Origin of the sequence: Streptomyces sp. NPDC101165 (genome assembly GCF_044768135.1) — a bacterium.
In the GTDB taxonomy this organism is placed as follows: Bacteria; Actinomycetota; Actinomycetes; order Streptomycetales; family Streptomycetaceae; genus Streptomyces.
On the sequence record NZ_JBIWPG010000017.1, the window covers coordinates 62,779 to 78,364 of the forward strand.

The following is a 15,586-nucleotide window of genomic DNA, read 5'->3' on the forward strand; positions in this document are numbered from 1 at the left end:
CCCCCACCGGCCCCATCAGACGGCTTGACTGACCGACTTGCTGTCCCGCCCGGAGGATTCATGACCCCGCCCACCGCCTCTCATGATCCGTACGCGGAGCCGTACGGGGATGAGGGCGACCAGCCGCTGGTACGTCCGTACGCGATGACCGGTGGCCGGACCCGGCCGCGCTACCAGCTCGCCATCGAGGCACTGATCAGCACCACGGCCGACCCGGCAGCGCTCATGGGACTGCTCCCGGAGCACCAGCGCATCTGCCACCTGTGCCGGGAGGTCAAGTCGGTCGCGGAGGTGTCGGCGCTGCTGGCCATGCCGCTCGGCGTGGCCCGGATCCTGGTGGCCGACCTCGCCGAGGCCGGCCTGGTCGCCATTCACCAGCCGGGTGGCGACGAGAACAACGGCGGCGCTCCGGACGTGACGCTGCTCGAAAGGGTGCTCAGTGGACTTCGCAAGCTCTGACGCGGGCCGGGCCACCACCTCGGCGAAGATCGTGGTGGCGGGCGGCTTCGGCGTGGGCAAGACCACGTTCGTCGGCGCCGTCTCGGAGATCAACCCGCTGCGCACAGAGGCCGTCATGACGTCCGCTTCGGCGGGCATCGACGACCTGACCCACACCGGGGACAAGACCACCACCACGGTGGCCATGGACTTCGGCCGTATCACCCTGGACCAGGACCTGATCCTGTACCTCTTCGGTACGCCCGGTCAGGACCGGTTCTGGTTCATGTGGGACGACCTGGTGCGCGGCGCGATCGGCGCGGTGGTGCTCGTGGACACCCGGCGCCTCGCGGACTGCTTCCCGGCTGTGGACTACTTCGAGAACAGCGGTCTGCCGTTCGTCATAGCCCTCAACGGCTTCGACGGCCAGCAGCCGTACACCCCCGACGAGGTGCGGGAAGCCCTGCAGATCGGGCCGGACGCACCGATCATCACGACCGACGCCCGCCACCGCGCGGACGCCAAGAGTGCGCTGATCACGCTCGTGGAGCACGCCCTGATGGCCCGCCTGCGGTAGCAACCAAGTGCAACCTGCCGTACGGCAGTTGTCGTAAAGCCATCGGAGCCGGCTGTGGCCTTTGACACGGTCGGCTCCGCTGTTCATAACAGTTCGGCAGAGGAATCACCCGGCATCACCACGCGACGCGGTCGAGCGGTACCGCTGTGCTCACAATCGCCCCGCCTTTTGGCGGGGCTCGCTCTTTATGACCGTTTTATCTAGGGCGTACAGGCGCACCGTCCGGGGGTTTCCACTGTTTGGAAGTGCGCTGGTCCACGTGCTGGAATGCCTGAACTGCCCAATAGTCAAAGACGTACCTAGTGGTCGATGACGAACGGGGCTCTGAGAGACTGCGGCACGACGAAGGTGCCGACCGCCGAGAGGTTGTTGGTCGAGTGAGGCGAAGCAAGAACGGTCCCGAGCCGTCGGCGCGGGGCAACTTCACCCCGCCGCCGCGCGCTGCGGCGCCCACCCCTGTGCCCGGTTCGGAGCCGGTGGCCACTCCCGCGAAGAGCGGCGGCCGTTTCTCCCCGCGCAACTGGCGCGTGCCGACCAGGCTGAACGCGATTCTGCTCATACCCGTGGCGGTGGGTCTCGTCATGGGCGGCTTCCAGGTGAAGAGCTCGATCGACACCTGGCAGCAGGCCCAGGACGCGGAGAACACCGCCCGCCTGGTGCGCGCCGCCCTCGCCTACGCCGACGCCCTCGAGAACGAGCGTGACGTCACGGCGGCCCCGCTGCTGCTGAACAAGAAGGACGCCACCAGCAAGGGCATCGTCGACGGGGCCCGCAAGGCCACCGACCAGGCCGCCAGCGCCTTCGACCAGGCCGCGCAGAGCATGCCGGACAAGTCCGGTCTGCAGCGCCGTCTTCAGCAGTTCCGCAAGGCCGAGACCAAGCTGTCGACGCTGCGCCAGGTCGCGTACACCAGCAAGACCATCGGCGTGCAGACCGAAGAGGGCTACATCGGGGTCAGCCACCCCCTGATGGAGTTCGCCAACGAGCTCGGTCTGGGTACCGGCAACATCACCTCCTACGGCCGTACCGTCTACGCCATCTCGCTGACCAAGGCGGCGCTGTCGCTGGAGCGGTCGATCGGCACGCACCTGCTGGTCAAGCCCGGCCCGGACGCCCCGAACCTGGCGACCCAGCGTGTGTCCCTGTCCTCGTACGCCTACCTGGAGCGCATCGCCCTGGAGGAGTACATCGGCGGTGGCACCGACGCCGACGCGCAGAAGCTGACCGACGCGCAGGCGAAGATGAAGACGGACGGCGCCGCCATGGCCGCGGCCGCCAAGCAGCAGAACCCGAAGTACATCCCCCCGCCGGCCAAGCCGGAGACGATGGTCTCGCTCCTGGTCACGCTGAAGGACACCGATCCGCTCACGCGTGAGGCGCTCGCCACCAAGGGCATCACCGCCGACAACTGGTGGGCGGTCAACACGCTCAAGTACAAGGCCTACCGCCAGATCGAGTCGGATCTCGCCGACAAGGCCGTGAACGAGGCGTCGAGCATCGCCGACGACGCCAAGACCTCCGCGATCATCACCGGCGCCGTGGTCGTCGTCGCCCTGCTCCTCGCGTTCATCCTGGCCGGTACCGTCGCCCGCCAGATGAGCCGCTCGATGCGCCAGCTGCGCAACGCCGCCTTCGGCATCGCCGAGCAGCGCCTGCCGATGCTGGTCGACCAGCTCTCGCGCACCGACCCCGGCCGCGTCGACACCCGCGTCGCACCGATCCCGATCAACTCCACGGACGAGATCGGCGAGGTCGCCCGCGCCTTCGACCAGGTCCACCGCGAGGCCGTCCGGCTCGCCGCCGAGCAGGCCCTGCTGCGGGGCAACATCAACGCGATCTTCACCAACCTGTCGCGCCGCAATCAGTCGCTGATCGAGGGCCAGCTGACCCTGATCACCGACCTGGAGAACAACGAGGCCGACCCGGACCAGCTGGAGAACCTCTTCCGCCTGGACCACCTCGCGACCCGTATGCGCCGCAACGGCGAGAACCTCCTGGTCCTCGCCGGCGAGGAGCCCGGCCGCCGCTGGGACCAGCCGGTTCCGCTGGTCGACGTCCTGCGCGCCGCCTCCTCCGAGGTGGAGCAGTACGAGCGCATCGAGCTGTCCGGTGTCCCGGAGGCCGAGATCCACGGCCGTGCCGTGACCGACCTCGTGCACCTGCTCGCCGAGCTGCTGGAGAACGCCACGACGTTCTCCTCCCCGCAGACCAAGGTCCGCGTCACCGCGACCCGTCTCCCCGACGGCCGCGTGATGATCGAGATCCACGACAAGGGCATCGGCCTCACCGCCGAGGACTTCGCGGACATCAACCACAAGCTGGCCAACCCGCCGACCGTGGACGCCGCGATCTCGCAGCGCATGGGCCTCTTCGTGGTCGGCCGGCTGTCCGACCGGCACGGCATCCGCGTCCAGCTGCGCCCCTCCGGCGAGCAGGCCGGTACCACGTCCCTGGTCATGCTGCCGGACGCGATCACCCACGGTGGTGGCGGCGAGACGCCGCTGGACCGCGAGGAGTTCACGGTCTCCCAGATCATCCCGGAGCAGCACTTCCAGGGTGAGAGCTTCGGCCAGATGGCGCCCATGCGCACCGCCGCCGAGCTGGGCTTCGACGACAGCCGCTACACCGATGTCCCCGACGACATCCGCGGGCTCGACCCCGTCGGCCGCTCGCTGATGCGTGAGGGCCGCCGGGCGGCCCTGGAGGCGAACCACGGCCACCCGCAGGAGGCCGCCGAGCAGCCCGCGTACCAGGACGAGTTCGACGCGCAGCAGGGCTACGACGGCAGCAGCACGGGCTACACCGAGCAGCCGGCGTACCAGGAGCAGCCGCAGCAGGCGTACCAGGAGCAGACGTACGAGGAGCAGCAGCACACCTCGTACGACGAGCAGTACTACGCGCCGAACGGCGGTCTGCCGCAGCGCGACGGCTTCGCCCAGAACGGCGGGGGCTACCCCGAGACCGGGTATTCGGAGCCCGCTCAGGACGAGCACGCGCCCGCGCACGCCTCCGCTCCCGACGGGTTCGGCTCCTACGAAAGCCCGTCCTACCAGGACGACTGGCCGCAGCAGGACGGTTACCGCAACGGCTATCAGGGCCAGTACGCTCCGGAAACGGAATCCCCGCAGGCCGGTGACGCAGATGAGCGGAACCGCGTAGGCTTCGACCGTCCGGGACCGGCCACTCCCGCCACCCACACGCTGACCGACGCCGGGCTGCCCCGCCGCGGATCCGTCCCGAGCGGCTCCAACGGTTCGAGCGCCACCAACGGCACCGCACGCGTGCAGCAGGAAGCGCCGGCTCCCGCACCGGGCAACTCCCCGGGGCAGAACGGCGACAGCGGCTGGCGTTCGGCGAACGACGCGCGCTGGCAGCAGGCCTCACAGCTCCGGAAGCCCAAGGCGGGCGGGGTCACCTCCTCCGGTCTGCCGCGGCGGGTACCCAAGGCCAACCTGGTCGAGGGCACCGCCGAGAGCACCCCGCAGGGAGGCCCACAGGTCTCCCGCGCCCCGGAGGATGTCCGGGGCAGGCTGAGCAACCTGCGTCGGGGCGTCCAGCGCGGACGCAGCGCAGGCAGTGAAACGAACGGCCAGGGCTTCGGTCCTGACAGCACCTACAACCAGGAGCGTTAGTGTGAGCCCGATGAGCCAGGCGGCACAGAACCTGAACTGGTTGATCACCAACTTCGTGGACAACACCCCGGGGGTGTCCCACACGGTGGTGGTCTCCGCCGACGGACTCCTTCTGGCGATGTCCGAAGGCTTCCCCCGCGACCGCGCCGACCAGCTCGCGGCCGTCGCCTCCGGTCTGACGTCCCTGACGGCAGGCGCCTCCCGGATCTTCGAAGGGGGCGCAGTGAACCAGACGGTTGTGGAGATGGAGCGGGGATTCCTGTTCATCATGTCCGTATCCGACGGTTCGTCACTCGCCGTTCTGGCCCACCCGGAGGCGGACATCGGCCTCATCGGGTACGAGATGGCCCTTCTGGTGGACCGCGCGGGCACGGTCCTGACCCCGGATCTTCGTGCAGAACTCCAGGGAAGCCTTCTCAACTAACAGACGAACGGTGCGTATACGCGTCTCGGGGCCGTAAGGTTTCGGGACGCGGCTCCACAGGGATGGGTGCCCGGCACGGTCGGAGGAGGAGAGAAAGTGGCAACACCCCCAGGCGGTTCGAATAACGGCAACTGGTCGTACGGCCCTGCCCAGGGCCAGGGCGACGGTTCCGCGAACCGGTACAACTTCCCCTCCGCCCCGAGCCACCGGCAGCCGTACGCGCCGCAGGGCCCCGGTCCGTCGCCGTACGACCAGCCGCCGGCCCCGCGTATCCAGCCGGTACAGCCCCAGCGCCGCCCCGAGCCGGCGCCGGCCACGGCTTCCAACAACCCCCTGGTGCGTCCGTACGCCATGACCGGCGGCCGGACCCGCCCGCGCTACCAGCTCGCCATCGAGGCACTGGTGCACACCACCGCGCAGCCGCACCAGATGCAGGGCCAGCTGCCCGAGCATCAGCGGATCTGCAACCTGTGCCGGGAGATCAAGTCGGTGGCCGAGGTCTCGGCCCTGCTGTCGATTCCCCTCGGCGTGGCCAGGATCCTCGTCGCCGACTTGGCGGAAGCGGGCCTGGTCGCCATCCATCAGCCCGGCGGCGACGAGAACGCCGGTGGCCAGCCAGACGTGACACTGCTCGAAAGGGTGCTCAGTGGACTTCGCAAGCTCTAGCGGCGGTCCTTCCCGCTCCACCACCTCCGCGAAGATCGTGGTGGCGGGCGGCTTCGGCGTGGGCAAGACCACGTTCGTCGGCGCCGTCTCGGAGATCAACCCGCTGCGCACAGAGGCCGTCATGACGTCCGCGTCGGCCGGTATCGACGACCTCACCCACACCGGGGACAAGACGACCACCACGGTCGCCATGGACTTCGGCCGTATCACCCTGGACCAGGACCTGATCCTGTACCTCTTCGGTACGCCCGGTCAGGACCGGTTCTGGTTCATGTGGGACGACCTGGTGCGCGGCGCGATCGGCGCGATCGTGCTCGTGGACACCCGGCGTCTCGCCGACTGCTTCCCCGCGGTCGACTACTTCGAGAACTCGGGCCTGCCCTTCGTCGTCGCCCTCAACGGTTTCGACGGCAGCCAGCCGTACCAGCCGGACGAGGTCCGCGAGGCCCTGCAGATCGGCCCCGACACCCCGATCATCACGACGGACGCCCGCCACCGCGCGGACGCCAAGTCGGCGCTGATCACCCTGGTGGAGCACGCTCTGATGGCGCGCCTGCGCTAGGACTGCCGCCCGGCACAACAGACTTCGGCCCCTGTCCCTCCTCGCGAGGGACAGGGGCCTTTGTCGTGGGCGCACCTCCCTGTGCGGGCGCACCCGTGCGCTCGGAACACAGCTGGGCCCCGCCCTCCCGGAGGAGAGGCGGGGCCCAGGCCACGCGCAGAAACTCAGTGCCAGCTGTGCGGCGCCCGGAAGCCGGGCTCGCGCTCGAGGCGGCGCCAGCCGGCCTTGGCACGGCCTCGGTGGGTCTGGGCCGAAGCCGCCGGCTGGGCGGCCGCACGGGCCAGGAGGACGGCCGTGATGGCGGCGACTTCCTCGGGCTCGGCGTGGCCCTTCTCGACGCGGATGTCAGGCGTGTTCATGGATGTCAGTCTCCGTGAGAGAGAGGTCCGCGGGGTTGCCGCGACGGGTCCGCTCGGTTACTGCGGGGGGTTGCCGTGCTTGCGGGAGGGCAGGTCGGCGTGCTTCGACTGCAGCATCGCCAGGGACTTGACCAGGACCTCGCGGGTCTCTGCGGGGTCGATGACGTCGTCCACCAGGCCGCGCTCGGCCGCGTAGTACGGGTGCATCAGCTCGGCCTTGTACTCCTTGACCATCTTCTGCCGCATGGCCTCGGGGTCCTCGGCGTCGGCGATCTGACGGCGGAAGATGACGTTGGCCGCGCCCTCCGCGCCCATCACCGCGATCTCGTTGGTGGGCCAGGCGTAGGTGAGGTCGGCGCCGATCGACTGGGAGTCCATGACGATGTAGGCACCTCCGTACGCCTTGCGCAGGATGAGCGAAATCCTCGGCACGGTCGCGTTGCAGTAGGCGTACAGCAGCTTCGCGCCGTGGCGGATGATTCCGCCGTGCTCCTGGTCGACACCGGGGAGGAACCCCGGTACGTCCAGGAAGGTCACGATCGGGACATTGAAAGCGTCACACATCTGGACAAAGCGCGCAGCTTTTTCGCTGGCCTCGATGTCCAGGACGCCGGCCAGGACCTGGGGCTGGTTGGCGACGATGCCGACCACCTGGCCGTCCAGGCGGGCCAGCGCGCAGATGATGTTCCGCGCCCAGCGCTCGTGGACCTCCAGGTACTCGCCGTCGTCGACGATCTCCTCGATGACCTTGGCCATGTCGTACGGGCGGTTGCCGTCCGCCGGGACCAGGTCGAGCAGGACGTCGCTGCGGCGTTCCACCGGGTCGCCGGACTCCGCCCGGGGCGGGTTCTCGCGGTTGTTCTGCGGGAGCAGCGAGAGGAGGTAGCGCACCTCGGCGATGCAGGTCTCCTCGTCGTCGTACGCGAAGTGGCAGACACCGCTCGTCTCGGCGTGCACGTCCGCGCCGCCCAGGCCGTTCTGGGTGATCTCCTCGCCCGTCACCGCCTTGACCACGTCCGGGCCGGTGATGAACATCTGGGAGGTCTCGCGGACCATGAACACGAAGTCCGTCAGCGCCGGGGAGTAGGCCGCGCCGCCCGCGCAGGGGCCCAGCATCACGGAGATCTGCGGGATGACACCCGAGGCCTTCGTGTTGCGCTGGAAGATGCCGCCGTAGCCGGCGAGGGCCGAGACGCCCTCCTGGATACGGGCGCCCGCGCCGTCGTTCAGGGAGACCAGCGGCGCACCGGCCGCGATGGCCATGTCCATGATCTTGTGGATCTTGGTGGCGTGGGCCTCGCCCAGCGCGCCGCCGAAGATCCGGAAGTCATGGGCGTACACGAAGACCGTGCGACCCTCGACCGTGCCCCAGCCGGTGATGACACCGTCGGTGTACGGCTTCTTGGCCTCCAGGCCGAATCCGGTCGCCCGGTGCCGGCGCAGCTGCTCGACCTCCTGGAAGGACCCCGGGTCCAGGAGCAGCTCGATGCGCTCCCGCGCCGTCAGCTTGCCCTTGGCGTGCTGCGCCTCGGTCGCCTTCTCGCTGGGGCCTGCCACGGCCTGCGCACGGATCTCGTGCAGCTCGGCGACCCGTCCGCGCGCGTCCGTCGGCTCGCCGGTCGGCTCACCCGTCGTCTCTTCCAAAACGGTCATGTAGCGACCTTACGAAGGACACCAAGGAAAGCGAGCCGTCGACTCCGTACAGTCTCCAGCCCGTTTTCCTGGTGCCACCGAACAGAACCCGATCGGCATGCAGCCGTTCCGACTGCTCAGGGGGCGTCGGCGTTGTAGGGAAGCGACAAAGGAGTCACCTGAGAGCCAGCTCACATTCGTGTGTGGAGCATGCCATCCCTGGAGTGACACGGAGCCTCAGACGGTGCCCCGTCGAGAGAACTTCCACGGTGTCGGGGGCCCGGACGACCGAGCGCACGGGATGGTCCCAGACGATCTCCAGGGCGGTGCCCGTGCGGGGCGGCTCGCTGACACAGAGGGTAGCGGTCCTGCCCCGGCACCGGACGAGCACGCTCGCGCCCGCGGAGGCGGTCAGGCCACCCACCGTACCGGCTTCCCACAGGTTCGCCGCGGTCAGGCCGAGCGACGGCACGGCGACGGCCTGGCGGCGGGCGTCGTTGGCGAGGACGCACAGCCAGTGACGGTCGGCGGCCCGGGCGGCGACCTCGCCTCGGGAGGCACCCGGCAGCAGGGCATAGGCGTACGCGGCGTCGGCCGGGTCGGTGCCGTGGTCGAGCCAGAGGGTCTGCCAGCGGCGGGTGCGGCGCTCGGCCGTACTGGTGGTGTTGATGTCGGACCAGGCGCCGGTGCGGTCCTCGCGCAAGGTGCGCAGCTCGCCGCCGCAGGGCAGGATCCAGCCGCCGTGGCCCTCCAGATGGGCCCAGCCGGGGCCGCGCACCAGGGTCTGGGTGCCCCTCTCGCCGAGGTTGCGGTTGTCCACGACCGTCTCGACGGGGACGCCGTCGGCGCAGGTGATCCCGGCGCCCAGGCAGACGACGGAGTCGTCGAGGAAGAACCAGGACTTGCGGGCCTCCAGCGTCGACCCGAGCCCCTTGAGGTGCTGGCCGACGGCCGCGTGCTCGCCGTCGGTCACTCCGCCGACCCAGCGGACGTCCGGCTTGGGGGCACCCCACTCGCCGCCGGCCCGGTCGGCCAGGCGCCTGGTCGACACGGTCGTACCGGGGAGGCGGTACCAGTCCACGGTCGGCCAGAACCAGTCTGTGTACTGATCGGTCCGATCGGACCGATCGGACCGGCCGCCGGCCGGCCACCAGGAGAGCATCCCGGCGCCGGTGTGCCAGCCGCGCGGGTTCTCACCGTTACCGCACTCGTAGTGCGCGATGCGGTCGGAGGCCATGGAGAGCGCGGCGGTGAAGCGGGGGCGGCGGTGGACGGCCCGGTCCATGGCCGGAAAGAGGCGGTGCCCGACGGGTTCCGGGCTCGCGGGGACGGCCGCGTCGGCGACGGCGTGCAGCCGGGCGAGGTCGGCGACCTCGAACTGAGCTGCCGTCAGGATCGGTGTCACGGTGTCCCGTTGGATCCAGCCCTTGATCCGCCCGTGCCACCGCTTCCGCTCCGCCTCGCTCGCGCCGCCCGCGAGCAGGGTGACGGCCGCGATCAGGGCCTGGCCGTGGAAATGGTCGCTGCGCATGACGTGCAGGTCGTCGCTGAGCAGATAACCCCGGCTGATCGCCCGGCCGTTGACGCAGTCCATCACCAACCCCTCGTGGATCAGCGGCGCGTAGGCGTGCTCGACGCTGTCCAGGACGTTCTGCCGGGCCGGGTCGGTCACCTCCCACGGCGACCCGGCGAGCAGGGCGAACAGCCGACCCAGGCCGTCGAGCAGCACCTGCCCGTACGTCCCGGAGTAGGCGACCCAGGCGTGCTGGACGAAGGAGCCGTCGGCATAGAGGCCGTCACCCCGGGTGACGTACGGGAAGACCGGCGAGAGGGCGTCCCGGGCGAGCCCGATCCGGTCGCCGGACCGGCCGAGGATGCCGCGCACGGCTACGGAGCGGCACAGGTCGACGCGGTTGGCGCCGGTGGAGGTGCCGGAGTAGTCGGTGAGCATCGAGTCCGGGATGAAGTGGTCGACGGCGGCACAGGCGCCCGCGACCCGGCTCCCGCCGAGGTGGTCGTACAGGGCGGCCGTGAGATCCATGAGGAGTCTGGGGCTGCCGATCTGCCACTCCCACCAGTTGCCGTAGCGGGTGGTGGCCGGGTTGTAGACGGTGGCGGAGAGGTGGTCGAGTCCGCGCAGCACGTCGGCGAGGAGGGTGTCGTCGCCGGTGGAGCCGGTGCCGGGCTGGACGTAGGCCTGGGCCATGGTCCACAGGCGGCCGTAGCTGAAGGTGATGCCGGCGGGCGGGTCGAAGGGGTGGCCGGGCCAGAGAGAAGCCGGGGCGGGAACCATGGTGCCCCGCAATTCCCTGGCCAGTGCCCCGAGCTGGGCGAGTCGGGAGGCGTACGGCTCTGCGGCCGGGTCGTATCCGGTACCGAGGGCGATGTCGAGCCAGCGGCGGCGGAGGGTGTCGTAGGGGTCGGCGGCGGATGCCGCGCGGGCCCGGGGCGCCAGGGTGGCGGTGAGGGCGGCGGCCAGCAGCAGGGCGCGCCGCGTCGGTCCGGTCGTACCCATGCCGGTGGTCACCGCCCCCGCTCAGCAGCCGCCGCAGTTGTAGTAGAGGACGTCCCAGTGGTTGCCCTCGTCGGCGTAGATGTTGCCGGAGCCGGACCGGTACTGCGGGGCGCCGTCCCCGCGCAGACCGATGTAGGTGAACTTGCCCTTGATGTACGACGTGACGCAGGTGTTCTTGCCGTAGTCGAGCTTGTAGCCGTTCCAGTGGGAGTAGGTGCCGGAGGCGTGGCCGGTCTCGGTGCCGCCGGTGATGTCGAGGGCGCAGCCGGCGGCCCGCTTGAGGGTCTGGGCGCCCTGTGCGGTGGCGAGGTTGAGCTGCTCGAAGGACGTACAGGTGGGGTTGTTGCGGTCGGAGCAGTTGCCCGAGGAGGACCAGGTGATGCCGACGTCGCGGAACATCTGGGTGGCCGTCGCGTGGCTGATCCTGGTGACGGCGAAGGCGTCGGTGGCGGTGCCGACGACGGCGACGCCGGGGGCGACGACGAGGGCGAGCGCGGTCAGGACGGAGCGGACCTTCATGACCTTCGTGGCCTTCATGGGGACCCTTCCTGCGGATGGCCGTGCTTCCTGTGGGGCGGCTGTGCAGGTGGTGCACGCCGATGGTGCCCGAGCACCGCGTGGGTCCACCAGAGGGCACACATGGTGACTCTTCGTCGTCATGAAGACACGGTACGGATGATGTTGAAAACTGAACGGAATAGGTCTACGGTCGGTGTCGTTAGCTTCGTTGAACGTTAAACAGAAACCCCGCGGCTTCGGCCTCGCCGACCGCGCCCGTCCCCAAGGAGCACGTCATGGGCCTCTTCGGCCGCAAGGAAAGCACCCCCGCCCCCGCCTCGGCGCCCGCCACCGTCAGCCCCGACCTGGCCGCGCTGACCGGTGACTACTCGCTCGACCCCGCGCACACGACGATCGGCTTCGTGGCGCGCCACGCGATGGTCACCAACGTCAAGGGCAGCTTCCTGGACTTCACGGGCACCCTGCACCTGGACGGCGCCGACCCCACCAGGTCCACCGCCACGATCGACGTCCGGATGGAGAGCGTCGAGACCGGCAACGCCGACCGTGACGGCCACCTGAAGTCCTCGGACTTCTTCAAGACCGACGAGTTCCCGACGATGACCTTCCGCTCCGCCAAGGCCGAGGCCCTGGGCGGCGACGACTACCGCATCACCGGCGACCTCTCCATCCTCGGCGTGACCAAGCCGATCACCATCGACCTGGAGTTCAACGGCGCCGCGAAGGACCCGTTCGGCAACGAGCGCGTCGGCTTCGAGGGCAAGACCGAGATCCTGCGCTCCGAGTGGGGCCTGACCTGGAACGCGGCGCTGGAGACCGGCGGCTTCCTGGTCTCCGACAAGATCAAGCTGAACTTCGACATCTCGGCGATCAAGAACGCGTGACCCTACGGCGGTTCCACCCGCCCCCGAGGCCTCCGCACCCCGAGCACGCCCGCCCTCCACTCCCCCGAAAAGAGAGGGCGGGCGTTCGCCTGTTCGTGTCAGAGTGGCCCGATGGCAGCACTACCCGAACACGAAGAGACCGACTGGGTCCATCTCGCCTCGTTCCCGAACCTGCCGGGGCATCCCAACCCCGGTCGTTTCCTGCTGGGTTGACTGCGGGAACGCGGCATCGACTGGATGCCGTTCGAAGGGGAAGAGCTGCGGATCGACCTGATGTGCGGCATCGGTGACGACGGGCACTGGCACGGGACTTTCGGCGTGAACGTCGACGCCCGGGCGCTGTGGCGGCTCGGACTGCATCCGGATCAGCCGACCTCCGTCGTCGACGGGCCCTCCCCGCCCGCCTGGTGGCACGCCGCCGGTGAGCGTTACGCCGGCCGTCACGCCGTACGCCGACGCCACGACTTCCGCTGAACCGGCAGCAGGAACCAGGACGCCCCGACGGACAGCACCGCGCCGACGGCGATCGCGGCCAGGCGCGTGGGCAGCAGGCTCTGCGCGTCCTGGCCGAAGTAGCCGAGGAACAGGGACAGGGCCGCGGTCATGCCGGCCGCCCAGCAGGCGTAGGTGAGCGGGCGCAGCCACAGGGCCACGGCCAGCACGGCGAACAGCACCACGATCGCCAAGTGCCCCGTGATGCCGGCCGCCGCCACGCCCGTGGCGAGCAGGGTGCCGGCGCAGGCGCCCAGAAATCGCTCGACTCCCTTGCGCAGTACGTCGGTTCGGCCCCGGTTGCCGCTTGCCACGACGTACGCCGTCAGGACCAGCCACGGCCAGTGGTCGTCGTAGAGCAGTCGGCCGAGCGCGAAGGACGCGGCCACCCCCGCCGCCATCTGTACGGCCATCCGTGTGCTGGGGCGGGGGCGCAGCCGGGAGGGCCGGCGCGGGGTGCCCGGGTCGGCTTCGGCCGGCCAGGGGCCGTACCGGTCGGCCGCCGTCTGCACCAGCCACACGCTCGCCCACGCCAGTACGCCGATGAGCGCCGACCCCGCCCAACTCACCAGCTCCCCCTGCGCCTCGGGTGGGAGGGTCGGGCCGGGGACCACCAGGAGCGCCACCAGCGGGAGGGTGATCAGGGTGCCCGCCCTGGTGGCGGCCGGGCCGTAGCGGCGGATCCAGATCGCCAGGGAGATGCCCGCGGTGAAGACGGCCGCGCCCAGCCAGTAGTGGGCGGCGATCAGGCGGCCGACCAGGGCGCAGACAGCCGACACCGCCGGCAGCAGGGCCAGCGCCCTGAGGCGGCCCCGGGTGTCCGCCGTCCGCTGGGTCCGGGCGAGCATGACGGTCAGGACCACCGCGAGGACGACCGAGTCGGTGTGCAGTCCGGCCGCGCCCTCCAGCCACAGAGCGATCGACCAGGAGAGCAGGACGGCCGTCATCGTCACGGCTGCTTCGTAAGCGTTGCGTATTAGTTTGTCAGCCACCAGCCCAGAGTATTGGGGTAGTACAGGTGAAGACAGTACGCATTCGCGTATCATTCTTCGCCATGGATCACCTTTCCGAGGCCGCCCTCCTCCGAAGTGCCATCGTCCGGCTCAACCGACGGCTCAGGCAGGAGCGCGGGGACGGGAGTCTCAGCCCCAACCAGCTCGTGGTGCTCGGGTATCTGTACCGGCGCGGATCGGCCACGCCCGGCGAGATCGCGGCGGCGGAACGGCAGCGGCCGCAGTCGCTCACCCGGGTCTTCGCCGAGCTGGAGACCGATGGGCTGATCGCGCGGGAAGCGGGCACGACGGACCGGCGTCAGGCCGTGCTCACGCTCACCGAGCCCGGACGGCGGGCGTTGGAGCGGGACATGGCCGAGCGGGACGCCTGGCTGGCCGAGGCGCTCGGCGCGCTGGGCGATACGGAGCGCGGGGTGCTGGTGCTGGCCGCGGCGGTGCTGGAGCGGCTGGGCACGGTGGACGTGCCCGCGCGGCACGACTGACGCGCTCAGAAGCCCCCGCCGAAGTCCCCTCCCCCGCCCCCGCCGCCGTCGAAGCCCCCTCCGTCACCGAAGCCGCCGCCGAAGTCGCCGGGGTCGAAGTCCGCGCCGGACACGTCGCCGCCCTCGTAGCCGCCGCTGCCGAAGTCCGCCCCGCCGAAGTCGCCGTAGCCGGTGCCGTAGTCGGCCGCGTACGACGGTGTGGCCATCACGCTGCCGAGCAGGGTGCCGACGAGCAGGCCGGGGAGGATACCGCCGCCGAAGTAGCCGCCCGCCCAGGGGCCGTAGGCCGGGCCCGCATCCCAGTAGGGGCGGCGGCCGTAGTCGGTGTCGACCTCGCGGATCACGGGGTCGCGGCCGTCGGCCAGACGGGTGGCGTCGGCCGCGCAGACCGGGACCTCGCGGGGCGCACCGCCGGGCGGGGTCCAGGCGGCGTCGGTGGCCGAGGGGCCGTGACGGGGGTCGAAGAAGCAGGGCGGGCGGCGCTCCGGAAGAGGGAGTCCCTCGCGGCGGGCGGCCAGTTGGGCCAAGGAGAAGCGGCCGTCCTCCAGCGCCTCGGTGACCGCGCGGACGTCCTCGGGTTTCCGGGCGTCGGCCATGTACTGCTTGGCCTTGTCGTAGGCGTCCAGGGCCCGTTCGTAGTCCCCGCGCATGGCGTCGTCGGCACCCGCCTCGGCCGGGTGGAAGTCCAGCCGGTCGAGTTCCTCGCCGAAGGCGGTGATGTCCTCGTCGACGACGACCCGCAGCCGGTCGAGGGCGGCCCGCTGGTCCTCGGCGTGGCGGCGGCGGTTGCGGCGGACCAGGGCGTAGGCGCCCGCGCCGCCGGCCACGAGGACCGCGGCCGTGGTGACCAGCGCCGTGGTGGACAGTCCGCCGCCCTTGCCGGAGGAGCCCCAGGACGCGGGGGCGTGGCCGCCCATGTTGGCCAGGGCGCGGTCGGTGAAGTCGGTGAGCTGGGTCCTGGCGTCCTCGCCCTGGACGCTGCTGACGAGGTTCTGCACGGCGCTGCGCGGGAGCACCGAGGAGTCGGCGCGGGCGTCGAAGCGGTCGCCGAGGCGGACGGCGTACAGGCCGGTGACGCCGGTGGCGGTGCGCAGCTCGGAGAAGAGGTTCCGAGTGGGGTAGTCGGCGGGCAGGACCGCGATGAACAGGGGTTTGTTCGCGCCCTTGATCTGTCTGGCGAGCGTGTCGGCGTCGGTGGCGGACAGCTGGGCGGAGGCCGCCGGGTCGACGTAGACCGGGCTCTTGCGGAGGGCCTCGGCGATGGTGGAGATGCTGGTGGCCGCCATCGCGCCAGGGGCCGGCGCGGTCACGATCACCAGGGTGAGGATGGCCAGCAGCAGCGCTGGGAGGCTTCGGGTCCGCAGGACGGCCTTCATCCTTCGAAGCTACCC

At 70.5% G+C, this 15,586-nt stretch carries 15 protein-coding genes; 9 read left to right on the forward strand and 6 right to left on the reverse strand.

The genetic code is table 11. From position 1 onward, the window contains the following. The first annotated feature begins 60 nt into the window (after positions 1-60). The 6 genes from ACIRVH_RS32025 to ACIRVH_RS32050 all read left to right on the forward strand — a co-directional run bounded on the left by ACIRVH_RS32025 (position 61) and on the right by ACIRVH_RS32050 (position 6,299). Complete coding sequence (locus ACIRVH_RS32025; protein WP_019058642.1) at positions 61-459, forward strand: DUF742 domain-containing protein; 399 nt, start codon at positions 61-63, stop codon at positions 457-459. Next, entirely contained in the window at positions 440-1,015 is a 576-nt protein-coding gene (locus ACIRVH_RS32030) for an ATP/GTP-binding protein (RefSeq protein ID WP_067301226.1), read from the forward strand. The genes ACIRVH_RS32025 and ACIRVH_RS32030 overlap by 20 nt, the downstream gene beginning before the upstream one ends. A 377-nt stretch (positions 1,016-1,392) precedes the next feature. Beyond that, positions 1,393-4,647, forward strand: a complete 3,255-nt coding sequence (locus tag ACIRVH_RS32035) for a nitrate- and nitrite sensing domain-containing protein (RefSeq protein ID WP_403960399.1) — start codon at positions 1,393-1,395, stop codon at positions 4,645-4,647. 10 nt (positions 4,648-4,657) lie between these two features. Further along, complete coding sequence (locus tag ACIRVH_RS32040; protein WP_003993185.1) at positions 4,658-5,071, forward strand: roadblock/LC7 domain-containing protein; 414 nt, start codon at positions 4,658-4,660, stop codon at positions 5,069-5,071. 96 nt (positions 5,072-5,167) lie between these two features. Then, the gene (locus ACIRVH_RS32045; RefSeq protein ID WP_403960402.1) at positions 5,168-5,737 is read left to right on the forward strand and encodes a DUF742 domain-containing protein; all 570 of its coding nucleotides are present in this window, start codon (positions 5,168-5,170) and stop codon (positions 5,735-5,737) included. Continuing rightward, entirely contained in the window at positions 5,718-6,299 is a 582-nt protein-coding gene (locus ACIRVH_RS32050) for an ATP/GTP-binding protein (protein WP_054239772.1), read from the forward strand. The genes ACIRVH_RS32045 and ACIRVH_RS32050 overlap by 20 nt, the downstream gene beginning before the upstream one ends. Before the next feature lie 164 nt (positions 6,300-6,463). Here the strand turns inward: ACIRVH_RS32050 and ACIRVH_RS32055 are convergent, their stop codons facing one another. The 4 genes from ACIRVH_RS32055 to ACIRVH_RS32070 all read right to left on the reverse strand — a co-directional run bounded on the left by ACIRVH_RS32055 (position 6,464) and on the right by ACIRVH_RS32070 (position 11,324). After that, positions 6,464-6,658, reverse strand: a complete 195-nt coding sequence (locus tag ACIRVH_RS32055) for an acyl-CoA carboxylase subunit epsilon (RefSeq protein ID WP_403960405.1) — start codon at positions 6,656-6,658, stop codon at positions 6,464-6,466. 57 nt (positions 6,659-6,715) lie between these two features. Further along, the gene (locus tag ACIRVH_RS32060) at positions 6,716-8,311 is read right to left on the reverse strand and encodes an acyl-CoA carboxylase subunit beta (RefSeq protein WP_403960408.1); all 1,596 of its coding nucleotides are present in this window, start codon (positions 8,309-8,311) and stop codon (positions 6,716-6,718) included. Positions 8,312-8,465: 154 nt separating this feature from the next. Further along, positions 8,466-10,805, reverse strand: a complete 2,340-nt coding sequence (locus ACIRVH_RS32065; protein WP_403960410.1) for a polysaccharide lyase 8 family protein — start codon at positions 10,803-10,805, stop codon at positions 8,466-8,468. A 21-nt stretch (positions 10,806-10,826) separates the two neighbouring features. Continuing rightward, positions 10,827-11,324 carry a hypothetical protein gene (locus tag ACIRVH_RS32070; RefSeq protein ID WP_403960719.1) on the reverse strand — a complete coding sequence of 166 codons (498 nt, stop codon included), beginning with the start codon at positions 11,322-11,324 and terminating at the stop codon, positions 10,827-10,829. Positions 11,325-11,599: 275 nt separating this feature from the next. Between ACIRVH_RS32070 and ACIRVH_RS32075 the strand changes: the two genes are divergently transcribed. Both ACIRVH_RS32075 and ACIRVH_RS32080 read left to right on the forward strand, forming a co-directional pair. Continuing rightward, a complete protein-coding gene (locus tag ACIRVH_RS32075) occupies positions 11,600-12,208 on the forward strand; it encodes a YceI family protein (RefSeq protein WP_403960412.1) in 609 nt (202 codons plus the stop codon). 237 nt (positions 12,209-12,445) lie between these two features. Next, the gene (locus ACIRVH_RS32080; protein WP_403960415.1) at positions 12,446-12,682 is read left to right on the forward strand and encodes a hypothetical protein; all 237 of its coding nucleotides are present in this window, start codon (positions 12,446-12,448) and stop codon (positions 12,680-12,682) included. Here ACIRVH_RS32080 and ACIRVH_RS32085 read toward each other — a convergent pair. Then, complete coding sequence (locus tag ACIRVH_RS32085) at positions 12,649-13,647, reverse strand: FUSC family protein (RefSeq protein WP_403960722.1); 999 nt, start codon at positions 13,645-13,647, stop codon at positions 12,649-12,651. The two genes, ACIRVH_RS32080 and ACIRVH_RS32085, sit on opposite strands and share 34 nt — an antisense overlap. 107 nt (positions 13,648-13,754) lie before the next feature. Between ACIRVH_RS32085 and ACIRVH_RS32090 the strand changes: the two genes are divergently transcribed. Beyond that, positions 13,755-14,195 (forward strand): MarR family winged helix-turn-helix transcriptional regulator, encoded by a 441-nt coding sequence (locus ACIRVH_RS32090; protein ID WP_403960418.1) that lies wholly within the window; start codon positions 13,755-13,757, stop codon positions 14,193-14,195. A gap of 5 nt (positions 14,196-14,200) precedes the next feature. On the opposite strand, the gene ACIRVH_RS32095 is transcribed toward ACIRVH_RS32090, so the two are convergent. Next, a complete protein-coding gene (locus tag ACIRVH_RS32095) occupies positions 14,201-15,571 on the reverse strand; it encodes a hypothetical protein (RefSeq protein WP_403960421.1) in 1,371 nt (456 codons plus the stop codon). Positions 15,572-15,586: the final 15 nt, after the last annotated feature.